This window comes from Pseudomonas sp. LBUM1678, from assembly GCF_059695575.1.
The window spans coordinates 1702091-1724802 of the sequence record NZ_CP166775.1; the positions used below are offsets into that span (position 1 = coordinate 1702091).

Below are 22712 nucleotides of genomic sequence, written 5' to 3' on the forward strand. Positions count from 1 at the left end.
AGTCGTCCTACGGAATGATCTGATTTGGAAAATATGCGTTACAGCTTGTAAAGAAAAGCTGACGGAATCGCGCCTTAAAGCCCTTGGATTGACGCTTGCGGAAGGGGTGTAAGGAAAACCTGCCGAAAATAGGCGGGTCAGCGATTCTGCAAGGCTCTGGCCCGCTTGTTTCAGCGGCGCCGGAAGGGTGAGATGCGCCCCATGCCTGTCGTGCAGGTGCATAACAAGAAGGAGGCGCAATGAACGCCGTGACCCAGTTCCACTTCTCCCCAAGGGGCGATTTTTCCGTCGTCTCCGTCAACGACCCGCAAAGGTCTGACCCTATTTTTGCAGCCGCCCGAGACCCTCGGGGCGGACACAGGCAATCCCGGCAAATGACGCGCTGATCCAGCGGTGTCTGGCAGCAGGGGGTTACAGGTGTACAATGCGCCGCGTTTTAACTGTGACCTCCTGCGCATCTGCGCAAACCTCAAGGCTATCCGCCTTGTTCACTCCGCCGCGCCACAAGCGTGTCGGGTTCGATTTCGTCACAGATAAAAACAAACAGGTGACGCATGACCGTTGTAAAAACGCTGAACTCCTTTTGCCTTCTCTGGGGTTTGATCGGCGCTGCTTGAAATCGCAACCGAGCAGCTACGTCTAACGAACATCATCAAACCTTGCGTGAGACCCTTTTCATGAGTGGACAAAACTCGCATTCAGGCGAGCTGAAACGCGGCCTGAAAAATCGCCATATTCAACTGATCGCCCTCGGTGGCGCGATCGGTACCGGGCTGTTCCTGGGCTCGGCCGGCGTACTGAAATCTGCCGGCCCGTCGATGATCCTCGGCTACGCCATCTGCGGCTTCATTGCTTTCATGATCATGCGCCAGCTCGGCGAAATGATTGTCGAGGAGCCGGTGGCCGGTTCCTTCAGCCACTTCGCCCACAAATACTGGGGTGGTTTTGCCGGTTTTCTGTCGGGCTGGAACTGCTGGATTCTGTACATTCTGGTGGGCATGTCGGAGCTGACCGCGGTCGGCAAATACATCCACTACTGGGCGCCCCACATTCCGACCTGGGTCTCGGCCGCCGGGTTCTTCGTCCTGATCAACCTGATTAACCTGGCCAACGTCAAAGTCTTTGGTGAGGCCGAGTTCTGGTTCGCGATCATCAAGGTCGTGGCGATCGTCGGCATGATCGCGCTCGGCAGCTACCTGCTGGTCAGCGGTCATGGCGGCCCGCAAGCCTCGGTGACCAACCTGTGGGCCCACGGCGGCTTCTTCCCGAATGGCGTCAGCGGTCTGGTGATGGCCATGGCGATCATCATGTTCTCCTTCGGCGGCCTGGAAATGCTCGGTTTCACCGCAGCCGAAGCCGACAAGCCGAAAACCGTGATCCCGAAAGCCATCAACCAGGTGATCTACCGGATCCTGATTTTCTACATCGGTGCACTGGTCATTCTGCTGTCGCTGACGCCGTGGGACAGTCTGTTGGCGACCCTGAACGCGTCGGGTGACTCCTACAGCGGCAGCCCGTTCGTACAAGTGTTCTCGATGCTTGGCAGCGACACCGCCGCGCACATCCTCAACTTCGTGGTCTTGACCGCGGCACTGTCGGTGTACAACAGCGGCACTTACTGCAACAGCCGCATGTTGCTGGGCATGGCCGAGCAGGGCGATGCGCCGAAAGCCTTGGCCAAGATCGACAAGCGCGGTGTGCCGGTGCGCTCGATCCTTGCTTCGGCGGCGGTGACGTTGATCGCGGTGTTGCTGAACTACCTGATCCCGCAAAACGCGCTGGAACTGCTGATGTCGCTGGTGGTTGCCACCCTGGTGATCAACTGGGCGATGATCAGCTTCTCGCACTTCAAGTTCCGCCAGCACATGGACAAGACCAAACAGACACCATTGTTCAAGGCCCTGTGGTACCCGTACGGGAACTACATCTGCCTGGCGTTCGTGGTGTTCATCCTCGGCGTGATGCTGTTGATCCCGGGCATCCAGATCTCGGTGTATGCGATTCCGGTGTGGGTTGCGTTCATGTGGGTGTGCTACGGCATCAAGAACAAGCGCAGTGCTCAGCATGCGTTGCAGGCGGCAAGCGCGAAGTAAGCGCAGTCTGCAGAAACAACAAACCCGGCCAATGTGCCGGGTTTTTTGTGCGCGCTGCAGGACTCTGTAGGAGCGAGGCTCGCCCGCGAAGAACGATGACGCGGTTTGCCGGATGAACCGCGGCATCTTCTTCGCGGGCAAGCCTCGCTCCTACAGGGTATTCTGGCGGTCCTGATATCGGACGCTTTTCCATGCTGGTGATTTCCAACAATGTGCATCTGCCGGATGCCGAGATCGAGTTGACGGCCATTCGTGCGCAAGGCGCCGGTGGGCAGAACGTCAATAAGGTCTCCAGCGCCGTGCACTTGCGCTTCGACATTCCGGCCTCGTCCTTGCCCGAGTTCTACAAGGAGCGGTTGCTGGCGCTGCGTGACAGTCGCATCACCAGCGAAGGGGTGCTGATCATCAAGGCCCAGCAATACCGCACGCAGGAAGCCAATCGCGCCGATGCGCTGGAGCGGCTGACCGAGTTGATTCTCAGCGCCACCAAGGTCGAGAAGAAACGCCGCCCGACCAAGCCGACCCTCGGTTCGAAGAAGCGTCGGCTGGAGTCCAAGACCAAGCGCGGCAGCATCAAGGCTGGACGCGGCAAGATCGATTTCTAGCGCGCGTCGCGTTCTTCACGGTACTTTTCATTAAGGTGCTTGGGCGCCTGCCGGTACAAATAAACGCTCAGCGCCAAACCACTCAACGCGGCAATCGCGGCGAACAGAAAGATCGAAGCAAAACCAAACCCGGCGGCAATCGCACCGGCCACTGGCCCGGTAATCCCCAGCGACAAATCGATGAACAGCGAATAGGCCCCGACCGCCGCGCCACGACTGGAAGCGGGCACCAGGTTGACGGCTTCCACGCCCAGCGCCGGAAACACCAGCGAGAAACCGAAACCGCTCAAAGCTGCGCCAGCCAATGCCCAGTGTGCGTCGGGCGCCAGCCACAGCAGCAACAACCCCAGGGTTTCCACCGACAGGCAGGCAATCGCCACGCGGAAGCCGCCGAGGCGGTTGATCAGGTTGCCGAACAGAAGTCGCGCGCCGATGAAGCTGGCGCCGAACAGGCTCAGGCACAGCACCGCGTTGTCCCAGTGTTGCGTGGCGTAATACAACGTGATGAAAGTGGCGATGGTGCCGAAGCCGATCGAGCCCAAGGCCAGGCCGCAACCATGTGGCAGCACCCGTCCCAGCACATGCATGAACGGCAGCCGTTCACCGATCACAATCGGCGCGGCGGTTTTCGGCCAGGCCAGCGCCAGGCCGAGGACGGCCAGCAGCACGATGCTCACGCCCATGCTCCACAAGCCCAATTGACTGACCAGCAGCACGCCCAACGGCGCACCGACCGCCAATGCGCCATAACTGGCGATGCCGTTCCATGAGATGACTTTAGCGGTGTTCGCGGCGCCGACGCGGCCGATGCCCCAGCCAATCGAGCCGGAGCCCACCAGGCTTTCCGCGCTGCCGAGCACCAGGCGGCCGATCAACAGGCTGATCAGGCTCAGCATCGGCAGGCTCTGGGTCCAGGCTGAAATCAGCATGAACACGCCGCTCAAACCGCAGCCGGCGAGGCCGTACATGACGGCGAGTTTGCTGCCCTTGTTGTCGATGATTTTCCCGGCGTATGGCCGGCTGAGCAGGGTGGCCAGGTATTGCACGCTGATCACCAGCCCGGCGATCACGGCGCCGAATCCGAGGTCGCTGTGGACGTAGCCGGGCAATACGGCGAGTGGAATGCCGATGTTCAGGTAGCCGATAAAGGTAAAGAGAACGATGGAAACGACTTGCAGCGTGACCGCCAGGGGGCGCTGGTTTTCAGACATGGGTAAAGGTCCACGGGAAAGCGGGATAGATAGGCTGCTTATGATAGCGGCGCGAGCGGCCGCGGGGCGTGGAAAAGTAAAACTATTTGCCGGGCGGGTTATTCAGGTTTTTGCGGGGCAACCAATTGCGTCGTGACCAGGGCGGCCAGGGCGTTTTCTTCAGTGCCGAAACGGGCGAGCAATGCGGCTTGTTTCTCGGGGGACAGGCGATTCCAGATCTCGATCATCCTCTCGGCGGTGCCGATCAGGACGCTGGCCTGGGTTTCAGAGAAGTCATCAGTCATGGTGTGGAACTCGGGGTTCAGGCGGTGTGGAAAGCGCATGTTAGCGCTTTCCACACGGTCTGGCATTGCAGGTGTTTCAGTCTTCGCTGTCGGCCTGGCGGCGTTCAGTGGCTTCTTTCGGCTCGGGCTGTTGGGCACCGGCTTGTTGCGTGGTTGTCTGCTCAGTTTCGTGCAGGCTTGGGAAGGGGAGATTAGGGATCTCGTGCATGTTTCGCGCTCCTCGCAAAGTCTGTTGATAGATCTGGTAGATCCGCGCTTTTAAAAAGCTTGGGCAGGATACAGCAGGAGAAATGACAAAAAGACTTTTATATCCATTTGTTTCGACGGATGGCGTTGTCTAGACAGGTCATGGAGAGAGCGACACAAAACACTGTGGGAGCGAGCTTGCTCCCACAGGATGTGTGTTGTGCCTAATGATTATTTGCAGACTATGGAAATTGCTTGAGCCCGCGGGTATTACTCAGTCGGCACCAGGTTATCCAGCACCTGATTAACCGCCAATTCTCCCAGCATGACAATCTGGGCGATCCCTAGCAGCGTTTTGCGGTGGGTGCCTTCGAGCAGGGCGGCGAAGTCGTTGAGCATGACGTTGGCTGAGCCGAGGGTTTCGCTGGCGTCGACCAGTAGGGATTCGTTGCCGGACTTCGGGTTGGCCATGTAGAGGCGATTGGGGCGGTAGGGCGCCGCCATGATTTGTGAGGTTGGTGGACCCAGGTGGTAGTCGAGGGCGCGCTCGGCGGCTTCGTTGAATTTTTTCGAGCCAGGGCATTCGTAGGGGGATGCTGGATCGGTGATGGAGGCCGGTTCGGTGACTGGCGGGTTTGGCGTGACCTTGAACATGGGTGACTAACCTCTGGTGAGGCTGCGACCCTCTCGCCGCTAAGCAAAGGGTGGCAGCTGTGCGCAAGTTAGCGGACCGGTAGTCACCTAAAACCCGGTGCACCCGAAGGTGCCATGCGCACAGCCACCATCAAGTGCAGGCGAGTGCCTGACTGGATTCGACATGTGCAACCGTAGATGACAAGCCGAGCCGCTAAGCTCGATCACTGGAATCAGTGACGCAATCAAATTACCCAGCAAGCACCAGGCGCACAAGCCGGCGAATTCTGGCGCAGCCGTAGGCAACGGCGCAAGGTTTTGTAGCCCTTGGGACGTATCACGGCGTGTCGATAAACAGCCGTGGCTGATCGCGTTTAATGGTTTTAGATTTATTGAGAAGGGTCTGACGCGGCCGGGCGGGACTTCATCGATTGGCTCGTTGGAAGGGCCAACACAAAAACAAATGTGGGAGTGAGCCTGCTCGCGATAGCGGTGGTTCAGTCAATGTAGATGTCGACTGACACTCCGCTTCGCGAGCTGGCTCACTCCCACAGGGAGAATTGCAGTGTTTGAGGTTACTTGCAGACTTCGGCGATGGCCTCGGCCAGCAGATCCAGGCGTGTCGCGTCGATCCCGGCCACGTTCGCCCGGCCGGTGCCCACCATGTAAACGCTATGGTGATCGCGCAGCTGTTTAACCTGATCCGGCGTCAAACCGGTGTAGGAAAACATCCCGCGTTGCACACCAATGTGAGCGAAGCGTTCACGCAAACCATGGGGTTCAAGCGCTTCCACTAGACCGCTGCGCAGCTGGGCAATACGCAAACGCATGGCCTCTACCTCGTCGGCCCAGAGGCTTTTGAGCTCTGGATCGCCAAGAATCGTCGCTACCACGGCAGCACCGTGATCCGGTGGCGTCGACCACAGGTTGCGGGCGATGTTGGCCAGTTGGCTGCGGATATCCACTAACTTTTCAGCGGTTTTCGCACAGACAATCAGCGCACCGGTGCGATCACGGTACAGGCCGAAGTTCTTCGAGCAGGAACTGGTAATCAGCACTTCCGGCAACTCGGCAGCGAACAGCCGCGTCGACCACGCATCCTGTTCCAGGCCATCGCCGAAACCCTGGTAGGCGAAGTCGATCAGCGGCACCAGATCGCGACTGCGCACCACGTCCAGCACGCGGCGCCAGTCGTCATGGGACAGATCGAAACCGGTCGGGTTGTGGCAGCAGGCGTGCAGCAAAACGACATCGCCCTTCGGCGCTTCTTTGAGCACTGCCAGCATGGCTTCGACGTCGAGGCGGTTATCGCTGCCGACGTAGGGGTAGTGGCTGACCTTGACCCCGGCGGCCGCGAAAATGCTTTCGTGGATCGGCCAGGTCGGGTTGCTCAACCACACGCCACGGCCCTGCAGGCATTGAGCGATAAAGTCGGCGCTCAAGCGCAGTGCGCCGGTGCCGCCCGGGGTTTGGGTGGCGCCAGCCCGTTTTTCAGCGATCAGCGGGGAATCGACGCCCAGCACCAGCTCATTGATCGCCTTGCCGAACGCCGGTTCGCCGTGGCCGCCGATGTAGGTCTTGGTGGTCTGGCGATCCACCAGGCGCTGCTCGGCGAGCTTCACGGACTGGGGAATCGGCGTCAGGCCCTGGGCATCTTTATAGACGCCCACGCCAAGGTCGAATTTGCGCGGGTTAGGGTCCTGCGCATAGGCCTCCATCAGGCCGAGAATCGGGTCGCCGGGTACTCGACCTATGGCGTCGAAATGCATTATTTGCGGCCCTCGGCGTCCTTGGCCACGTCGTCAGTGCGTGCGGCCATGATGAAATCGTTGCGGTGCAGACCCTTGATGGAGTGGCTCCACCAGGTCACGGTGACTTTGCCCCACTCGGTCAGCAGGCCAGGGTGGTGACCTTCGGCCTCGGAGATTTCGCCGACCGCGTTGGTGAATGCCAGCGCGTGCTTGAAGTTCTTGAACAGGAAAACTTTTTCCAGCTGCATCACGCTGTCGCGTACTTCAATGTTCCAGTCCGGGATCTGCTTGATCAGTACCGGCAGTTCTTCGTCGCTGACCTGAGGAGCGCCGGCCTGGCAGGCTTCGCAATGGGCTTGGTTCAATGTGGACATGATGATTCCTGAAATCGAATTATTGGAAATCGGCCGTCAGTACTCCACGCTAAACCAAAGCGTCGGTTTCTGACAGGCTCACTTGATTCTAAAAGCTGCGGATCACGCGGCTTTTTTTGGCGGAAACTTTGGGGCGTGCAAGCCCAGCTGCATGCCTTGCTTGACCATGCTCATGATGTCTTCATGAGCCACATCAAACAGACGCTTGAGGTTCGGCAAGACAAAGTACAGCGGTTGCAGGATGTCGATGCGATACGGCGTGCGCATGCATTCCAGCGGATCGAATGCCTGATGCTCAGGCTCGTCCGACAGGCAGTAAACAGTTTCTTTCGGCGAGGAGAGAATGCCGCCGCCGTAGATGCGCAGGCCTTCTGGCGTATCGACCAGGCCAAACTCGATGGTCATCCAGTACAGACGCGCCAGGTACACGCGCTCTTCCTTGGTGGCTTGTAGGCCAAGTTTGCCGTAGGTGTGGGTAAATTCAGCGAACCAAGGGTTGGTCAGCAGCGGGCAGTGGCCAAAGATCTCGTGGAAAATGTCCGGCTCTTGCAGGTAATCCAGCTCTTCGCGGGTACGAATAAACGTCGCCACCGGAAACTGCTTGTTGGCGAGCAATTCGAAAAAGGTCTGGAAGGGGATCAGCGCCGGGACGCGGGCGACTTGCCAGCCAGTGGTTTCACCGAGGACTTTGTTGATCTCGCCGAGTTGAGGAATGCGGTCGTGGGGCAGACCGAGTTTTTCGATACCGTCCAGGTATTCCTGGCACGCACGCCCCTCGATCACTTTCAGTTGACGAGTAATCAGCGTGTTCCACACCGCGTGTTCTTCAGCGGGGTAGTCGATAAAACCTTGCGCATCGGGCTCGCGAGCCACGTATTGCGTCTGCTTCATGCTGCTCTCCTGCTAGGGGATTTCGTTCTTGTTATGTGCTGCTATGGACTTAGAAATACCCCAAGGCGTGCGGTGTTGCAGCAGGTGAGCGCTGGTATGCGTAGGAAAAATCTTCGTTTTTCGTAAAGTATTCGTTACGGTTTGGCGCCTATGGCGCAGCTATTGAGATTTGCGGGTTTGAAACGGCGCACAGGTGTCACATAATCTTGACGACTATCTGAGCGGCTCAGCAAATAAACAGGGCCGAGGGCACTGCACAGAACCCTGTGGGAGCGGGCTTGCTCGCGAAAGCGTCGGCACATCCGACATTGATGTACCAGAAAGACCGCTTTCGCGAGCAAGTCGGATCGCCGCACCGCCGCCCCCACAGGTTATGCGTCCGGCATCAAAACCTCATTCACCGTTTTTCAGGCCTTTTATATGCGTATCAAAGTCCACTGCCAGAACCGCATCGGCATCCTGCGCGACATTCTCAACTTGCTGGTCGAGTACGGGATCAACGTTGCTCGCGGCGAGGTCGGCGGTGAGCATGGCAACGCGATCTACCTGCATTGCCCGAACCTGATCAACATTCAATTCCAGGCGTTGCGTCCGAAATTCGAATCGATTGCCGGGGTGTTTGGCGTCAAGCGTGTAGGGCTGATGCCCAGCGAGCGTCGGCACATGGAGCTCAATGCCTTGCTCGGCGCCTTGGAGTTTCCGGTGCTGTCGATCGACATGGGCGGCTCCATCGTCGCGGCCAACCGTGCGGCAGCGCAGTTGTTGGGCGTGCGGGTGGATGAGGTGCCGGGCATCCCGCTGTCGCGGTATGCCGAGGATTTCGACTTGCCGGAGCTGGTGCGCGCCAACAAGTCGCGGATCAACGGTTTGCGGGTCAAGGTCAAGGGCGACGTGTTTCTCGCCGACATCGCGCCGCTGCAATCAGAGCATGACGACAGCGAAGCGATGGCGGGCGCGGTTTTGACGTTGCACCGGGCTGATCGGGTGGGTGAGCGTATCTATAACGTGCGCAAGCAGGAACTGCGCGGGTTCGACAGCATCTTCCAGAGCTCCAAGGTCATGGCCGCGGTGGTGCGCGAAGCCCGACGCATGGCGCCGCTGGATGCGCCGCTATTGATAGAAGGCGAAACCGGCACCGGCAAAGAGTTGTTGGCGCGTGCCTGCCACCTGGCGAGCCCTCGCGGTCAATCACCGTTGATGGCACTGAACTGCGCCGGGCTGCCGGAATCGATGGCTGAGACCGAGTTGTTCGGTTACGGACCCGGTGCTTTCGAAGGGGCGCGGGCCGAAGGCAAGCTCGGGCTGCTGGAGCTGACGGCGGGCGGTACGCTGTTTCTCGATGGCGTCGGGGAAATGAGCCCGCGCTTGCAGGTGAAATTGCTGCGCTTCCTGCAGGACGGTTGCTTCCGCCGTGTAGGCAGTGATGAAGAGGTTTATCTGGATGTGCGAGTGATCTGCGCGACGCAAGTGGACTTGTCCGAGTTGTGCGCGCGCGGTGAGTTTCGCCAGGATTTGTATCACCGCTTGAACGTGCTTTCGCTACACATCCCGCCGCTGCGTGAATGCCTCGACGGTTTGACGCCGCTAGTGGAACACTTCCTCGATCAGGCCAGCCGGCAGATCGGTTGCCCGCTGCCGAAACTGGCGCCGGCGGCGATGGAGCGGCTGAGTCATTACCACTGGCCGGGCAATGTCCGGCAGTTGGAGAACGTGCTGTTCCAGGCGGTTTCCCTGTGCGAGGGCGGGACCGTGAAGGCCGAGCACATTCGCTTGCCGGATTACGGCGTGCGTCAGCCGCTTGGCGACTTCTCCCTTGAGGGCGGGCTGGATGCGATTGTCGGGCGCTTTGAGAAAGCGGTGCTTGAGCGTTTGTATTCCGAACATCCGAGCAGTCGGCAGCTGGGCAAGCGCCTGGGGGTTTCCCATACGACCATTGCCAATAAATTGCGTGAGTACGAAGTCGGCAAAGAACCCGGCAATACCTAGGTCCCCGTAGCAGCTGTCGAGCACAGCGAGGCAGCGTTCGGCGGCGAAGCCGTCGTAAACCCGGCATGCAAGGTTTTCCTGATACACCGCGATGTCTGGTTTTACGACGGCTGCGCCGCCGAACGCTGCCTCGCGGTGCTCGACAGCTGCTACAAGGGTTTCGTTGAGCGCAAGAGGTCGACACTTGCCGTTAGCGGCATAACACCGCCGGTTTTTCGTCTTCGATACATTTCCCTCAATCCCCGCAAAACCCCTCAATCCCCGCAAAACCCCTCAAGTCCTTTGTTTGCCGGGCCTCGCGCCGTCAAAAGAAAGTTGGTCTGCAAATTGCTTATCGCTCAGCAGTACAGCGGTGGGCGGCAAACGTCCGGCATGCAGAGGAAAGAGTGTGGATAAGTACCTTTATGTGGCAATGACCGGCGCCAGCCAGAATGCACTGGCGCAGAAGGCTCATGCCAACAACCTGGCAAACATCTCCACCAACGGTTTTCAGAAGGACCTGGAACAGGCCCGTTCGATGCCGGTGTTTGGTGACAGCTTTCCGGCGCGTGCGTTTGCCATGACCGAGCGTCCGGCCACCGACTTCTCTCCCGGTTCGCTGGTTCAAACCGGTCGCGACCTCGACGTCGCGGTGCAAGGCAATGGCTGGATCGCCGTGCAAACCCCCGATGGCGCTGAAAGCTACGTGCGCACCGGCAGCCTGAACGTGGACGCCCTGGGCGTGCTGCGGGCCGGCAACGGTATGCCGGTGATGGGCAATGGCGGACCGATCGCCGTGCCGCCCGAGCAGCAAATCGAAGTGGGCGAAGACGGCACCATCAGCATCCGTGCGATGGGCGAAGGCCCGCGCGTGATGGCTGAAGTCGACCGCATCAAACTGGTCAACCCTGACCTGAAGAACATGACCAAAGGCCTGGACGGTTCGATCCACACCAAGGACGGCAAGCCGGCGCAAGCCGATGCGGGCGTCAAGCTGGTGTCCGGGTTCCTCGAGTCGAGCAACGTCAACGCCGTGGAAGAGATGACCTCGGTGTTGGCCTTGTCGAAGCAGTTCGAGCTGCACATCAAGATGATGAACACCGCTAAAGACGATGACCAGGCCATGGCTCGGGTCTTGCAGATCAGCTAATTATCAGAACGTCGCGCCGTAAAACAGGCGCACGAGGAGAATCGAATGCTTCCGGCTCTATGGGTTGCCAAAACAGGTCTGTCCGCCCAGGACACTAACCTGACGACCATTTCCAACAACCTGGCCAACGTGTCGACCACGGGTTTCAAACGTGACCGCGCCGAGTTCCAGGACTTGCTCTATCAGATCAAACGCCAGCCAGGCGCCCAGTCGACCCAGGACAGCGAACTGCCGTCGGGTCTGCAAGTGGGTACCGGTGTGCGCATCGTCGGCACCCAGAAAAACTTCACCGCCGGCAGCCTGCAAACCACCGAGCAGCCACTCGACCTGGCCGTCGACGGTCGCGGTTTCTTCCAGATCCTGCAACCGGACGGCACCACGTCTTATACCCGCGACGGTACGTTCCACCTCGACTCCAACGGTCAGATCGTCAACGCCAGCGGCTTCGCCCTGGAACCGGCCATCGTCATTCCCAACGACGCGCAGACCTTCACGGTCGGTCGCGACGGCACTGTGTCCATCACCGTTCCGGGTAACCCGGCCAACCAGGTGATCGGCAACCTGCAAACCGCCGACTTCATCAACCCGGCCGGTCTGCAAGCCGTGGGTAACAACCTGTTCCTGGAAACCGCTGCCAGCGGCGCGCCGCAAATCGGCACGCCGGGCCTGAACGGTTTCGGTACCACGCTGCAGAACACCCTGGAAACGTCCAACGTCAGCACCGTTGAAGAGATGGTCAACATGATCACCACTCAGCGCGCCTACGAGATGAACTCCAAGGTGATCTCTACCGCCGACCAGATGCTCTCGTTCGTAACGCAGAATCTGTAATCAGTCTATGAGGCGACCATGAGGTCGCCTGCAACACCGTGAGGTAGGGTCATGAATCGCTTTGTATCTGTTCTGGCACTGAGTGGGGTCGTCGTGCTCGCGGGCTGCGTCGCTCCGCCGCCCAAGCCCAATGACCCTTACTACGCCCCGGTGTTGCCGCGCACGCCGTTGCCGGCTGCCGCCAATAACGGCTCGATCTACCAGGCCGGTTTTGAACAGAACCTGTACAGCGACCGCAAGGCGTTCCGGGTTGGTGACATCATCACCATCACCCTGAACGAGCGCACCCAGGCCAGCAAAAACGCCAACTCGCAAATCGGCAAGAACAGCAAGACCGACATCGGCCTGAGCTCGTTTTTTGGCGGCGGTCTGAGCACCAACGATCCGGTGGGCAGCGGCAGCCTGAGCCTGGACGTAGGTTACGAAGGTGACCGCGCGACCAAGGGCGACAGCAAGTCCGGGCAGAGCAACAGCCTGACCGGCTCGATCACCGTGACCGTCGCTGACGTGCTGCCCAACGGCATCATCGCCGTGCGTGGCGAGAAGTGGCTGACCCTCAACACCGGTGATGAGCTGGTGCGGATTGCCGGCATGGTGCGCTCCGATGACATCGCCACCGACAACACCGTGTCGTCGACCCGCGTCGCCGATGCACGCATCACCTACTCGGGCACCGGTGCGTTTGCCGATGCGAGTCAGCCAGGCTGGTTCGACCGTTTCTTCCTCAGCCCGCTGTTCCCTTTCTAGGTGGCTACGTTGAATCTTAAACACCTGATGGTGGCCGCCCTGATGCTGTCCGCTGCGTTCAACGCGCAAGCCGAACGGCTGAAGGATATCGCCAGTATTTCCGGCGTGCGTTCCAACCAATTGATCGGCTACGGCCTGGTGGTCGGGCTTAACGGCACCGGCGACCAGACGACGCAAACCCCGTTCACCCTGCAGACCTTCAACAACATGCTCTCGCAGTTCGGCATCAAGGTGCCGCCGGGTTCGGGCAACGTGCAGCTGAAGAACGTCGCCGCCGTGTCGATCAGTGCCGATCTGCCGGCGTTCGCCAAGCCAGGTCAACAGGTCGACATCACTGTTGCTTCGATCGGTAACTCCAAGAGCCTGCGTGGCGGCACCTTGCTGCTGACGCCACTCAAGGGTATCGACGGCAACGTCTACGCGATCGCCCAGGGCAACCTGGTGGTCGGCGGTTTTGATGCTGAAGGTCGCGACGGTTCGAAGATCACCGTCAACGTTCCGTCGGCCGGTCGTATCCCCGGTGGTGCATCGGTGGAGCGTTCGGTGCCGAGCGGTTTCAACCAGGGCAACAGCCTGACCCTGAACCTCAACCGTTCGGACTTCACCACCGCCAAGCGCATCGTCGACAAGATCAACGACATGCTCGGTCCTGGCGTTGCCCAGGCCATCGACGGCGGTTCGATTCGGGTCAGTGCGCCACTCGATCCAAGCCAGCGCGTCGACTATTTGTCGATCCTCGAGAACCTTGAAGTCGACCCGGGTCAGGCGGTGGCGAAAGTCATCATCAACTCGCGTACCGGCACCATCGTGATCGGCCAGAACGTCAAGGTTTCGCCGGCAGCCGTGACTCACGGCAGCCTGACAGTGACCATCACCGAAGACCCGATCGTCAGTCAGCCCGGCCCTCTGTCCAATGGCCAGACCGCCGTCGTGCCGCGCTCGCGGGTCAACGCTCAGCAAGAAGCCAAGCCGATGTTCAAGTTCGGCCCGGGCACCACCCTCGACGAAATCGTGCGTGCGGTGAACCAGGTCGGCGCGGCGCCGGGTGACTTGATGGCGATCCTCGAAGCATTGAAACAGGCCGGCGCGTTGCAAGCCGACCTGATTGTGATCTGAGGACGGCGACCATGGATATGCGCAAGGGCGGTCTGGGTGTCAGCAGCAACGATTCGGGGTCCTATTCGGACTTGAATCGTTTGAACCAGCTCAAGGTCGGCGACAAGGACAGTGACGCCAACATGCGCAAGGTTGCGCAGGAATTCGAGTCGCTGTTCCTCGGTGAAATGCTCAAGTCCATGCGCTCGGCCACCGAAGCGCTGGGCAAGGACAACCCGCTCAACACCCCGGCGGCCAAGCAATACCAGGAAATGTACGACCAGCAGTTGGCCGTTTCCATGTCCCGCGAAGGCGGCGGTATTGGTCTGGCAGACGTGCTGATGCGCCAGATGTCGAAGAACAAACCGTTGGCGCCGGGCGAGGCTGCGGCCTTGTCCGCCGCCAAGCAGGAAGCGGCGAAAGCCGCGGTGCCGACGCCGATTGCCGCGGGCACCGTGGCCACCGACGGTCCGCTGTCGCGGCTCAATGGTCAGCGTCCGTTGTGGGCCTCACGTTCGGTAAAAGCGCCGACAGGCGAGGGCACCCATCACAATGACATGGAGCTGATCAATCAGCGCCGTCTGGCCTTGCCCCCGAAACTGGCTGATCGCTTGCTCGCCGGTCTGGTGCCTTCGGCAACGACTGCCGCCGCAGCGACGCCGAACAAAACCTTGCTGCCTGAACGCGCCGCGACGCCGGTAGTGACCGGTGCCGGGCCGCTGTTCAATGGTGACTGGCTGCCTTCGCCAACCGATAACAAATCCAGCGGACGCCTGCAGGTTTACGGCCGCGCCATGGCTCAGATTCCACTGGCACCGCCGAAGAAAGCCTTCAGCTCCGCCGACGAATTCGTCAACACCATGCTGCCGATGGCCAAGGAAGCTGCCGACCGTATTGGCGTCGATCCGCGTTACCTGGTGGCCCAGGCCGCCCTGGAAACCGGTTGGGGCAAATCGGTCATGCGTGCCCAGGATGGCAGCAGCAGCCACAACCTGTTTGGCATCAAGGCCAGCAGCAACTGGAAGGGTGAATCGGCGCGCGCGATCACCAGCGAATTCAGGAATGGCGAGATGGTCAAGGAGACGGCCGAGTTCCGTTCCTACGACTCGTATAAAGACAGCTTCCATGACCTGGTGACTTTGCTGCAATCCAACAATCGCTATCAAGATGTTCTGAAGTCTGCCGATAACCCAGAACAGTTTGTACGCGAGCTGCAGAAAGCCGGGTATGCAACAGACCCGGCCTACGCAAGCAAGATTTCGCAGATAGCCAAGCAGATGACGAGTTACCAAAACTACGCTGCGGCGGGCGCTTCCACTACGCCTTTATAGGCACAAGGCATAAGGTCTGAACCATGAGTTTGCTCAATATCGGGATGTCGGGTCTGGCCGCTGGCCAATCCTCGTTGATGACTACCGGCAATAACATTGCCAACGCCGACACCGCCGGTTACTCACGCCAGCAAACCGTGCAGAGTACCAAAGCCTCGAATCAGTTCGGCAGCGTCTACATTGGCACCGGTACGACCCTGGCCGATGTACGCCGCGTCTACAACAGCTACCTCGATGCGCAATTGCAGACCACCACCTCGCTCAACAGCGATGCGGCCGCGTACGCCGGGCAGATCAGCCCGCTCGATGCCTTGCTGTCGGACAGCGGCACCGGCCTCGATGGCGCCTTGACCAAGTTCTTCGCCTCGGTGCAGAACGTCAACGCCAAGCCGGGTGACGACGCATCGCGTCAATTGCTGCTCAGCGATGCCCAGGCCTTGAGCAACCGTTTCAACTCAGTAGCCAGCCAGTTGACCCAGCAGAACGCGAGCATCAACGGCAACCTGACGAACATGGCCGATCAGGTCAACAAACTGGCCGCCACCGTGGCGCAGTTGAACCAGAAGATTTCCGAAGTTTCCAAGTCCGGCGGCATGCCGAACGAGCTGCTCGACGCGCGTAACGAAACCGTGCGTCAGCTCTCCACCTTCACCGGTGCGCAGGTCATCGAGCGCGACGGTAACCTCGACGTTTACCTGGGCAGCGGCCAGCCGCTGGTCATAGGTGGCACCACAAGTACCCTGTCAGTGGTGCCGAGCCAAAAAGATCCTTCGCGCATGGGCATCCAGCTCGATCGCAACGGCAGCACCGTTGACATCACCTCGGTGATGACCGGTGGTGAAATGGGCGGTCTGCTCCGTTATCGCGACACCGTGCTGGACCCGGCCATGAACGAACTGGGGCGTGTGGCCCTTGTCGTCGCCGATCAGATGAACACCATCCAGGCCCAGGGCATCGACAAGAACGGCGAGTTCGGCTCGAACCTGTTCAACAGCATCAACAGTGCCGCGCAGATGGCTCAGCGCAGCATCGCCACGGTCGGCAACAGCGCCGGCTCGGGCAACTTCGATGTGAGCATCGAGGACAGCGGTAAGCTGACCATCAACGATTACAAGGTCACCTTCACCAGCGGCACCAACTATACCGTGCAGCGTCTGCCGGACGGCCAGTCCATGGGCGCCTTCAGCACCCTGACCACGCCGCCGCCAGTGATCGATGGTTTTTCCATGAAGCTGACCGGTGGCCCTGCAGCCGCTGGCGACACCTTCAAGATCACCCCGACCCGCAACGCGGCGACGAACATCAAGACCGAGATGACCGACTCCAAGCGTCTGGCCATTGCCGCGCCGTTGAGCGCAGCCATTGCGCCGGGCGGCAGCGGCACGTTGAGCATTTCGTCCAGCGGTCAACCGACCCTGACGACGCAGTTCGATGTCTATGATGCGGCGACCACCAAGATCATGCAGGACGGGCTGAAGACCTCGACGCCGGTCAAAGTGGTGTTCGGTGCTTCCGGTGGTTCGACCCAGACCTATCAACTGCTCGATGCCAAGGGCAACGTGCTTGGCGGCGGCAACATTGTGCCGAACCAGAACAACACCATGAGCCTGAATGTTCCGCTGGTCGATGCCACCGGCGCGCCGATCATGGACCCGGGGCCGCCTGCGGTGCAGCGTTCCGTAGCGTTCGACATGACCATCGCGGGCTCGCCGGGCACGGGGTCGGCGATCAACATCTCGCTCGCCCAGGCGGGCACCCTGGACAACCGTAACGGTACCGCACTGGCGGGCCTGCAGACCAAGCAAGTCGTGGACACAGGGACCGCCAGCAAGGGCATTTCCCTGACCGACGCCTACGGCAAACTGGTCGAAGGTGTGGGCGCCAAGGCTGCCCAGGGCAAGCTCGACACGGCTGCGACCTCCGCCATCCTGGCCAACGCCAAAGGTGCTCGTGATTCGTTGTCGGGGGTCGACCTCGACGAAGAAACCGGCAACCTCGTCAAGTATCAGCAGTACTACACCGCCTCTTCGCAGATTATCAAGGCTGCGCAGGAAATCTTCAGCACACTGATCAACAGTCTTTAAGGAGTCGTAGCCCATGCGCATTTCCACCGGCCAGTTTTACGAGTCCTCGGCTGCAAACTATCAAAAGAACTTCGCCAACGCGGTCAAGAGCAGTGAAGAGGCCAGCAGTCTGGTCCGCGTCAACACCGCCGCCGATGATCCGGTTGGTGCCTCGCGTCTGCTGCAACTGGGTCAGCAGGCTTCGATGCTCGATCAGTACAACGCCAACACCAACACGATCAAGGCGACCCTGGGCCAGACCGAATCGGTGATGACCAGCATCAATAACGTGCTGCAGCGTGCCCGGGAGTTGGCCATTGGTGTCGGTAACAGCGGTTACACCGATGCCGACCGTCAGGCCAACGCGTCGGAGCTGGGCCAGATCGAAGAGCAACTGCTGAGCCTGATGAACTCCAAGGACGAAAATGGCACTTACATTTTCTCCGGTTCCAAGGGCGATACTGCACCGTTCTCGCGTAACCCCGACGGCACCTACAGCTACAACGGCGACCAGGTGACCCTCGATCTGCCCATCGGCGATACCATGTCGATGGCCACTAACAGCACCGGTTGGGATGTGTTCCAGCAGGCGATCAATACCAGCCGCAGCCAGGTCACCATGACCGCGCCGGCGGTGGATGATGGCCGCGTGACCCTGTCCAACGGTCAGGTGTCCTCGAACGTCACCTACAACAGCAAATTCCGCAGCGGCGAGCCGTACACCGTGAATTTCGTCAGCGGCACCCAGCTGCAAATCCTTGACTCGGGCGGTAACGATGTCACCGCCGAAGCCAGTCAGGGTGGTGTTTTTGACCCGACAGGCGCCAAGACCCAAGGCGTGACGTTCCGCGGGGTCGAACTGAACCTCAACATCAACCTGCAACCCGGTGATAACGCCGCGACCGTGCTGCCTGGGCATAGCTTCACCCTGGCCGCCAAGCCCGATACCTTCACCGCGACTCGCAGTCCGGGCAACCCGACGACCGCGCAGGTCACCTCGAGCGCTATCACCAACCCGGCGAATTACCACGCCAGTTTCCCTACGGGTTCGGCTGTGCTGAAGTTCACCAGCGCCACGGCTTTCGAGCTGTACGCGGCACCGTTGACCGCCGGCAGCCAACCGGTGTCCACCGGGACCATGGTCGGTAACGTTGCCACTGCATCGGGTGTCAGTTTCACCATGACCGGCGCACCGGCGCCGGGGCCGAACGATCAATTCAATATTGCCGTCAATACTCATGAAACCCAGAACATCCTGGATACCGTGAGCCAGTTGAAGAGCGCATTGAACACGCCAACCAACGGTGATCCGATCCTGATGCAGAAGCAGCAGGCGGCCGTGGCCTCGGGCATCGCCAATCTGGCCAGTGGCAACGATCAGTTGTCCAGCGCCTTGAGTTCGGTGGGCGGACGCGGTGCGGCGCTGGATACCCAGGCCCAGATCAACCAAAGCCTGAGTCTGGCCAACAAAACAACCCAATCGTCCATCCGCGATTCCGATCCGGCCGAAGTGATGACGCGCCTGACCTTGCAGCAAACCATGTTGCAGGCCTCGCAGTTGGCATTCAGCAAAATCACTCAGTTGGGTCTGTTCAACAAGATCTAAAGGCGTCGGGCGCGCAAGCGCCCGGCCGTCAGTTGCCGAATACCAATCGCCTTTTTTCAGCGGTTCCAAAGGCTCACCCGGCCGGGTGAGCGTCCGCCGCTTGAGAGTCCCGCCGTGAATCCAGTCCCGTTAGTCAGCCTCGTCATTCCCGCCTTCAATCCACGCTTTTTCGCCCGTGCCCTGCAAAGCGCCCTGAAGCAGCAATACGCCAACTTTGAAATTATTGTGTGCGACGACAGTCGCGGCGATGAGATCCGGCAGGTTGTCGAGTCGCTGACGGGCGATGCAGCGCTGCGAGTGCGATATGTGCGCAATCCGCAGACATTGGGTTTTGTCAGCAATCTGCTGGCGTGTCTGGACGAAGCAAAAGGCGAGTTCATCAAATTTCTGTGCGATGACGATCAGTTGTCGCCTGCCTGCATCGAGCGCCAGGCGCAGGTGCTTGCTGAGAATGCCGATATCAATCTGGTGCTGGCTCAGCGCACGTTCTGGGACGCAGACGATCACCCGTTGCCGTCGCGGTTGGAGAACAGCACGCTGTCGCCTGTTTGCGGCATCTTCAAGGGTGATGACCTGCTGGCGATTTTCGAGAATTTCCCGGTCAACTTCCTCGGTGGGTTCAGTAATGCGCTGTTCCGCCGCGAGGATGTCCAGGAGCTGATGCCCGCCCTGACGCAACCGGGCCATTGCTTTGTTGCATCACTCGATTTGGCCTTGTTCATCTGCCTGATGCGGCGGGGCAACATGGCGCAGCTCAACTACGTGTTGAGTGTCGAGCGGCTGCATCCGCAGCGATTGAGTCGCCAGCAACCGATGAAAGACGCGGCCGAGGTGGAAAAGCACTGGCTGGTGCAGATGCTCAAGGTTCGCGGTGGCGAAGGCGCGCCTGCGGGCGGATGGGTGCGTTGCCTGCCACTGAGCCGCAGCAAAGAAGAACCGCGCGTCTGGGATGAGTTGCCCCTGGCTCGAACCCTGGGCGCAAACCAGTCCAGCCAGGAACATCGGGTGGGCATCGCCAGCGAGAGTTTTTCACAGCTTTACGCTCATTGGCTGTCGTGTCGCACGCTCAACGAAACTCAGCGGCGCTTGTTGCCGGACACTCTGGCCGGTTGGTCGAGGCAACCGAAAATCGTCCCGATCATCATTGATGACCAGGTCAGCCGGGCCGGTCTGGATCTCACGCTACAGAGCCTTGCCGGACAACTCTATGCGCCGGACCTGACCCTGGTGTTATCCAGCGCCTGTACCGAAGCGCAACTCGACGAGCGGGTATTCAATCTGCCGTTGCAGGGCGACGGGTATGAGCAGATCAACGGGTTACTGGCACAACTTGACGGCGTTGACTGGTTCTATGTACTGCGTGCCGGCGATCGTCTGGTAGAGCCGGCGCTGTTGCTGTTGGCCGAGCGCATCAGTGTCTCGCCGAGTGCCTTGTGTCTGTACGGTGATGAAGGCGGATTGCGGGACGGTGAGTCGGAAGACCCGGTCTTCAAGCCGGATTTCAACCTGGACCTGATGCGCAGTTATCCCTACGTTGGGCGGTCGCTGGCGTTTCAGCGCGAGCGCTTCCTCGCCCTCGGCGGCTTCAATGCGAGCTACGGCGAACTGGCGCCTCACGATGTGCTGTGGCGCATGGTCGAAAACGACGGTATCGAGGTCGTCGAACATATTGCCGAGGTGCTGCTGGAGTCGACGCTCGGCCTGGCGCAGTGGCTGGCACTGCCGGAAGTCATTGAACTTAACCCGCAGGTGGTGCAAGCGCATCTTCAGCGATTGGGCGTTGAGCATGAGATTCGCCAGGGCAGCTACACCTTGCTCAATCGTGTCGATTACGTGCATGCAGCGCGGCCATTGGTGTCGATCCTTATTGTTTGCAAGGACCAATTGGCCGCCGTGCAGCGTTGTGTTGAAACGCTCCTCGAGAAAACCGCTTACAGCGAATACGAGTTGGTGTTGATCGACAATGGCAGCGAATCACCGGAGACCCTCGAATGGCTGAACGGCATGGCGCAGCTGGACAGCGACCGGTTGCGGGTGAGAGCGTTTGCGCAGCAAGGCAATGTCGCGGCGACGCGCAACTTCGCAGCGCAGCAGGCCCGTGGTGAATACCTGCTGCTGCTCGACCCGTATGCGGTGATCACACGTGGCGACTGGCTGGATGAACTGCTCAATCATGCGCAGCGTCCGGAGGTCGGTGTGGTCGGGGCCAAGCTGTTCAATCCTGACGGTCTGGTGGTGCATGCCGGCCTGATTCTGGGCCTGCAAGGCCCGGCCGGCTCACCGTTTTTCGGCGACCCGCTGAATTCGGCCGGCTATATGCACCGCTTGCAGGTGGTTCAGGATATGAGCGCGGTCGGTGCCAATTGCCTGATAGTGCGCAAAGCGCTGTTCGACAGTGTCGGGGGGCTGCAAGCGCAAGACTTTGCCTTGACCCTCAACGAGGTGGACCTGTGTCTGCGAATCCGTCAAAGCGGCTATCTGGTGGTGTGGACACCGTATGCGCAACTGGCCCTCGGAACAGCGCCTGCGACCGAAGTGGACGAGGCCGGACTGGCGCTTCGGACGCGGGAGCAGCAGACGTTTTACCGACACTGGTTGCCCATCATTGCCCGCGACCCGGCCTACAACCCTAACCTGATGTTGAATACGCCGGGGGGCGCCAGTTTCGGTCTGGATCCAGGCTTGCGCACCGGATGGAGCCCGTTTTCCGCTCGGCAAGTGCCTAAGGTCATGGCCCTGCCAATCAACTCCTCTGCGGTCGGACACTATCGCGCAATCCAGCCGCTGGTCGAGTTGGAGAAAGCGGGTCGGGCGACCGGGCGGATTTACTATGACCTGCCTTCGGTCATCGAAATCGAGCGTGAGTCGCCGGACGTCATCATTTTGCAGGGGCGCTACAGCGAAGGACCTATCAACGATATCGCCGCCTTCAAGCCCTACACCAAAGCCCGACTGATTTTCGAGCTGGATGACTATGTCATCAAGGCTTCGAAGAAAAACCTGCATGTTCGCAATATGCCGGATAACGTCGAGATGGAGCGTCTGGTTCGTCGGGGCATCGGGTTGTGCGATCGGGTAGTGGTTTCTACTCAACCACTGGCCGACGCGTTGTCGTCCATGCATCACGACATTCGCGTCGTGCCGAATATGCTCGCCACACATCTTTGGAGTGATCTGCGCAGTCAGCGCCGGACCTCGAAGAAACCACGGGTTGGCTGGGGTGGCGGTACCAGTCATTCAGGTGACCTGGCGATCATTGCCGATGTGGTTCGCGAACTGGCCAACGAGGTCGATTGGGTATTTTTCGGAATGTGCCCCGACGAGTTGCTGCCTTACGTGTATGAATTCCATGGGGTGATCGACCTGAGCATCTACCCGGCGAAGCTGGCGAGTCTGAACCTCGACCTGGCGCTGGCACCTCTGGAGTTCCATATCTTCAACGACTGCAAGAGCAATCTGCGTTTACTGGAATACGGCGCGTGCGGCTACCCGGTCGTCTGTACCGATACCGAGGCTTACCGGGGGTATCTGCCCTGCACGCGGGTGATCAGCAACTCCACCGATGAGTGGTTGCAAGCCATCCGCATGCACCTGGCGGACCCGGATGCCAGTTACCGCATGGGCGATGAATTGCGCGAAGCCGTGCTGCGCGATTTCATGCTGCGCGGCGATAACGTGCGCTACTGGGAGAACGGCTGGCTGGCCGATTGATGTACGCACCAGTGGTCGTCGCTGCCCAACGGTAGCGGCGACCACAGCGCCGCCATTCGAGCTGGCGCGTTTCCTGCAAGTCCCCTGAAAATCGCCATAAATCTAGCATGTGCGAAGCAGCCAGAAGCTGATGGGTGCCGCCTCATGCGATTTATCCAGATCGCCGCAAAGCCTTGTCAGGCTTG

The 22712-nt window shown here is 60.0% G+C and carries 18 protein-coding genes; 11 read left to right on the forward strand and 7 right to left on the reverse strand.

Translation table 11 applies throughout. The features are described 5' to 3' along the window. The first annotated feature begins 677 nt into the window (after nucleotides 1-677). Nucleotides 678-2093 carry an amino acid permease gene (locus tag ACA070_RS07665; protein ID WP_497450663.1) on the forward strand — a complete coding sequence of 472 codons (1416 nt, stop codon included), beginning with the start codon at nucleotides 678-680 and terminating at the stop codon, nucleotides 2091-2093. A 191-nt stretch (nucleotides 2094-2284) separates the two neighbouring features. Next, nucleotides 2285-2698, forward strand: a complete 414-nt coding sequence (arfB, locus tag ACA070_RS07670) for an alternative ribosome rescue aminoacyl-tRNA hydrolase ArfB (protein ID WP_123364512.1) — start codon at nucleotides 2285-2287, stop codon at nucleotides 2696-2698. Here arfB and ACA070_RS07675 read toward each other — a convergent pair. From ACA070_RS07675 to phhA, 7 genes are all read right to left on the reverse strand, one after another. Further along, nucleotides 2695-3909 (reverse strand): MFS transporter, encoded by a 1215-nt coding sequence (locus tag ACA070_RS07675; RefSeq protein WP_497450664.1) that lies wholly within the window; start codon nucleotides 3907-3909, stop codon nucleotides 2695-2697. The two genes, arfB and ACA070_RS07675, sit on opposite strands and share 4 nt — an antisense overlap. Before the next feature lie 98 nt (nucleotides 3910-4007). After that, nucleotides 4008-4193: a hypothetical protein gene (locus tag ACA070_RS07680; RefSeq protein ID WP_497451921.1), complete on the reverse strand. Its 186-nt coding sequence runs from the start codon at nucleotides 4191-4193 to the stop codon at nucleotides 4008-4010. A gap of 76 nt (nucleotides 4194-4269) precedes the next feature. Then, the gene (locus ACA070_RS07685; RefSeq protein WP_010461912.1) at nucleotides 4270-4401 is read right to left on the reverse strand and encodes a hypothetical protein; all 132 of its coding nucleotides are present in this window, start codon (nucleotides 4399-4401) and stop codon (nucleotides 4270-4272) included. A 248-nt stretch (nucleotides 4402-4649) separates the two neighbouring features. Then, nucleotides 4650-5033, reverse strand: coding sequence for a DUF6124 family protein (locus ACA070_RS07690; RefSeq protein WP_497450665.1), 384 nt, complete (start codon nucleotides 5031-5033; stop codon nucleotides 4650-4652). Between the two features lie 554 nt (nucleotides 5034-5587). Next, a complete protein-coding gene (locus tag ACA070_RS07695; protein WP_497450666.1) occupies nucleotides 5588-6781 on the reverse strand; it encodes an amino acid aminotransferase in 1194 nt (397 codons plus the stop codon). Then, nucleotides 6781-7137, reverse strand: coding sequence for a 4a-hydroxytetrahydrobiopterin dehydratase (locus tag ACA070_RS07700; protein ID WP_123509107.1), 357 nt, complete (start codon nucleotides 7135-7137; stop codon nucleotides 6781-6783). Before ACA070_RS07700 ends, ACA070_RS07695 begins: the two co-directional genes overlap by 1 nt. A 102-nt stretch (nucleotides 7138-7239) precedes the next feature. Continuing rightward, the gene (phhA, locus tag ACA070_RS07705) at nucleotides 7240-8028 is read right to left on the reverse strand and encodes a phenylalanine 4-monooxygenase (RefSeq protein ID WP_131061638.1); all 789 of its coding nucleotides are present in this window, start codon (nucleotides 8026-8028) and stop codon (nucleotides 7240-7242) included. Nucleotides 8029-8448: 420 nt separating this feature from the next. On the opposite strand from phhA, the gene ACA070_RS07710 reads away from it, so the two are divergent. From ACA070_RS07710 to ACA070_RS07750, 9 genes are all read left to right on the forward strand, one after another. Continuing rightward, entirely contained in the window at nucleotides 8449-10014 is a 1566-nt protein-coding gene (locus ACA070_RS07710; RefSeq protein WP_497297999.1) for a sigma-54-dependent transcriptional regulator, read from the forward strand. A 388-nt stretch (nucleotides 10015-10402) separates the two neighbouring features. Further along, nucleotides 10403-11143, forward strand: coding sequence for a flagellar basal body rod protein FlgF (locus ACA070_RS07715; protein ID WP_461957767.1), 741 nt, complete (start codon nucleotides 10403-10405; stop codon nucleotides 11141-11143). Nucleotides 11144-11188: 45 nt separating this feature from the next. Further along, complete coding sequence (flgG, locus tag ACA070_RS07720) at nucleotides 11189-11974, forward strand: flagellar basal-body rod protein FlgG (protein WP_219097700.1); 786 nt, start codon at nucleotides 11189-11191, stop codon at nucleotides 11972-11974. Nucleotides 11975-12025: 51 nt separating this feature from the next. After that, nucleotides 12026-12721, forward strand: a complete 696-nt coding sequence (flgH, locus tag ACA070_RS07725) for a flagellar basal body L-ring protein FlgH (protein WP_461980225.1) — start codon at nucleotides 12026-12028, stop codon at nucleotides 12719-12721. 27 nt (nucleotides 12722-12748) lie between these two features. Next, on the forward strand, nucleotides 12749-13837 hold the full coding sequence (locus ACA070_RS07730; protein ID WP_219097715.1) for a flagellar basal body P-ring protein FlgI: 1089 nt from the start codon (nucleotides 12749-12751) through the stop codon (nucleotides 13835-13837). Nucleotides 13838-13848: 11 nt separating this feature from the next. Continuing rightward, nucleotides 13849-15147, forward strand: coding sequence for a flagellar assembly peptidoglycan hydrolase FlgJ (flgJ, locus tag ACA070_RS07735; RefSeq protein ID WP_497450667.1), 1299 nt, complete (start codon nucleotides 13849-13851; stop codon nucleotides 15145-15147). Between the two features lie 23 nt (nucleotides 15148-15170). Next, nucleotides 15171-17231, forward strand: coding sequence for a flagellar hook-associated protein FlgK (gene flgK, locus ACA070_RS07740; protein WP_497450668.1), 2061 nt, complete (start codon nucleotides 15171-15173; stop codon nucleotides 17229-17231). A 13-nt stretch (nucleotides 17232-17244) separates the two neighbouring features. Next, complete coding sequence (locus ACA070_RS07745; protein ID WP_497450669.1) at nucleotides 17245-18816, forward strand: flagellar hook-associated protein 3; 1572 nt, start codon at nucleotides 17245-17247, stop codon at nucleotides 18814-18816. 114 nt (nucleotides 18817-18930) lie between these two features. Further along, nucleotides 18931-22527 (forward strand): glycosyltransferase, encoded by a 3597-nt coding sequence (locus ACA070_RS07750; RefSeq protein ID WP_497450670.1) that lies wholly within the window; start codon nucleotides 18931-18933, stop codon nucleotides 22525-22527. Nucleotides 22528-22712: the final 185 nt, after the last annotated feature.

Bases quoted from the DNA above. Each gene is read 5' to 3' on its own strand.
- ACA070_RS07665 (WP_497450663.1), top strand. From the start codon at position 678: ATGAGTGGACAAAACTCGCATTCAGGCGAGCTGAAACGCGGCCTGAAA.
- arfB (WP_123364512.1), top strand. From the start codon at position 2,285: ATGCTGGTGATTTCCAACAATGTGCATCTGCCGGATGCCGAGATCGAG.
- ACA070_RS07675 (WP_497450664.1), bottom strand. From the start codon at position 3,909: ATGTCTGAAAACCAGCGCCCCCTGGCGGTCACGCTGCAAGTCGTTTCC.
- ACA070_RS07680 (WP_497451921.1), bottom strand. From the start codon at position 4,193: ATGACTGATGACTTCTCTGAAACCCAGGCCAGCGTCCTGATCGGCACC.
- ACA070_RS07685 (WP_010461912.1), bottom strand. From the start codon at position 4,401: ATGCACGAGATCCCTAATCTCCCCTTCCCAAGCCTGCACGAAACTGAG.
- ACA070_RS07690 (WP_497450665.1), bottom strand. From the start codon at position 5,033: ATGTTCAAGGTCACGCCAAACCCGCCAGTCACCGAACCGGCCTCCATC.
- ACA070_RS07695 (WP_497450666.1), bottom strand. From the start codon at position 6,781: ATGCATTTCGACGCCATAGGTCGAGTACCCGGCGACCCGATTCTCGGC.
- ACA070_RS07700 (WP_123509107.1), bottom strand. From the start codon at position 7,137: ATGTCCACATTGAACCAAGCCCATTGCGAAGCCTGCCAGGCCGGCGCT.
- phhA (WP_131061638.1), bottom strand. From the start codon at position 8,028: ATGAAGCAGACGCAATACGTGGCTCGCGAGCCCGATGCGCAAGGTTTT.
- ACA070_RS07710 (WP_497297999.1), top strand. From the start codon at position 8,449: ATGCGTATCAAAGTCCACTGCCAGAACCGCATCGGCATCCTGCGCGAC.
- flgG (WP_219097700.1), top strand. From the start codon at position 11,189: ATGCTTCCGGCTCTATGGGTTGCCAAAACAGGTCTGTCCGCCCAGGAC.
- flgH (WP_461980225.1), top strand. From the start codon at position 12,026: ATGAATCGCTTTGTATCTGTTCTGGCACTGAGTGGGGTCGTCGTGCTC.
- ACA070_RS07730 (WP_219097715.1), top strand. From the start codon at position 12,749: ATGGTGGCCGCCCTGATGCTGTCCGCTGCGTTCAACGCGCAAGCCGAA.
- flgJ (WP_497450667.1), top strand. From the start codon at position 13,849: ATGGATATGCGCAAGGGCGGTCTGGGTGTCAGCAGCAACGATTCGGGG.
- flgK (WP_497450668.1), top strand. From the start codon at position 15,171: ATGAGTTTGCTCAATATCGGGATGTCGGGTCTGGCCGCTGGCCAATCC.
- ACA070_RS07745 (WP_497450669.1), top strand. From the start codon at position 17,245: ATGCGCATTTCCACCGGCCAGTTTTACGAGTCCTCGGCTGCAAACTAT.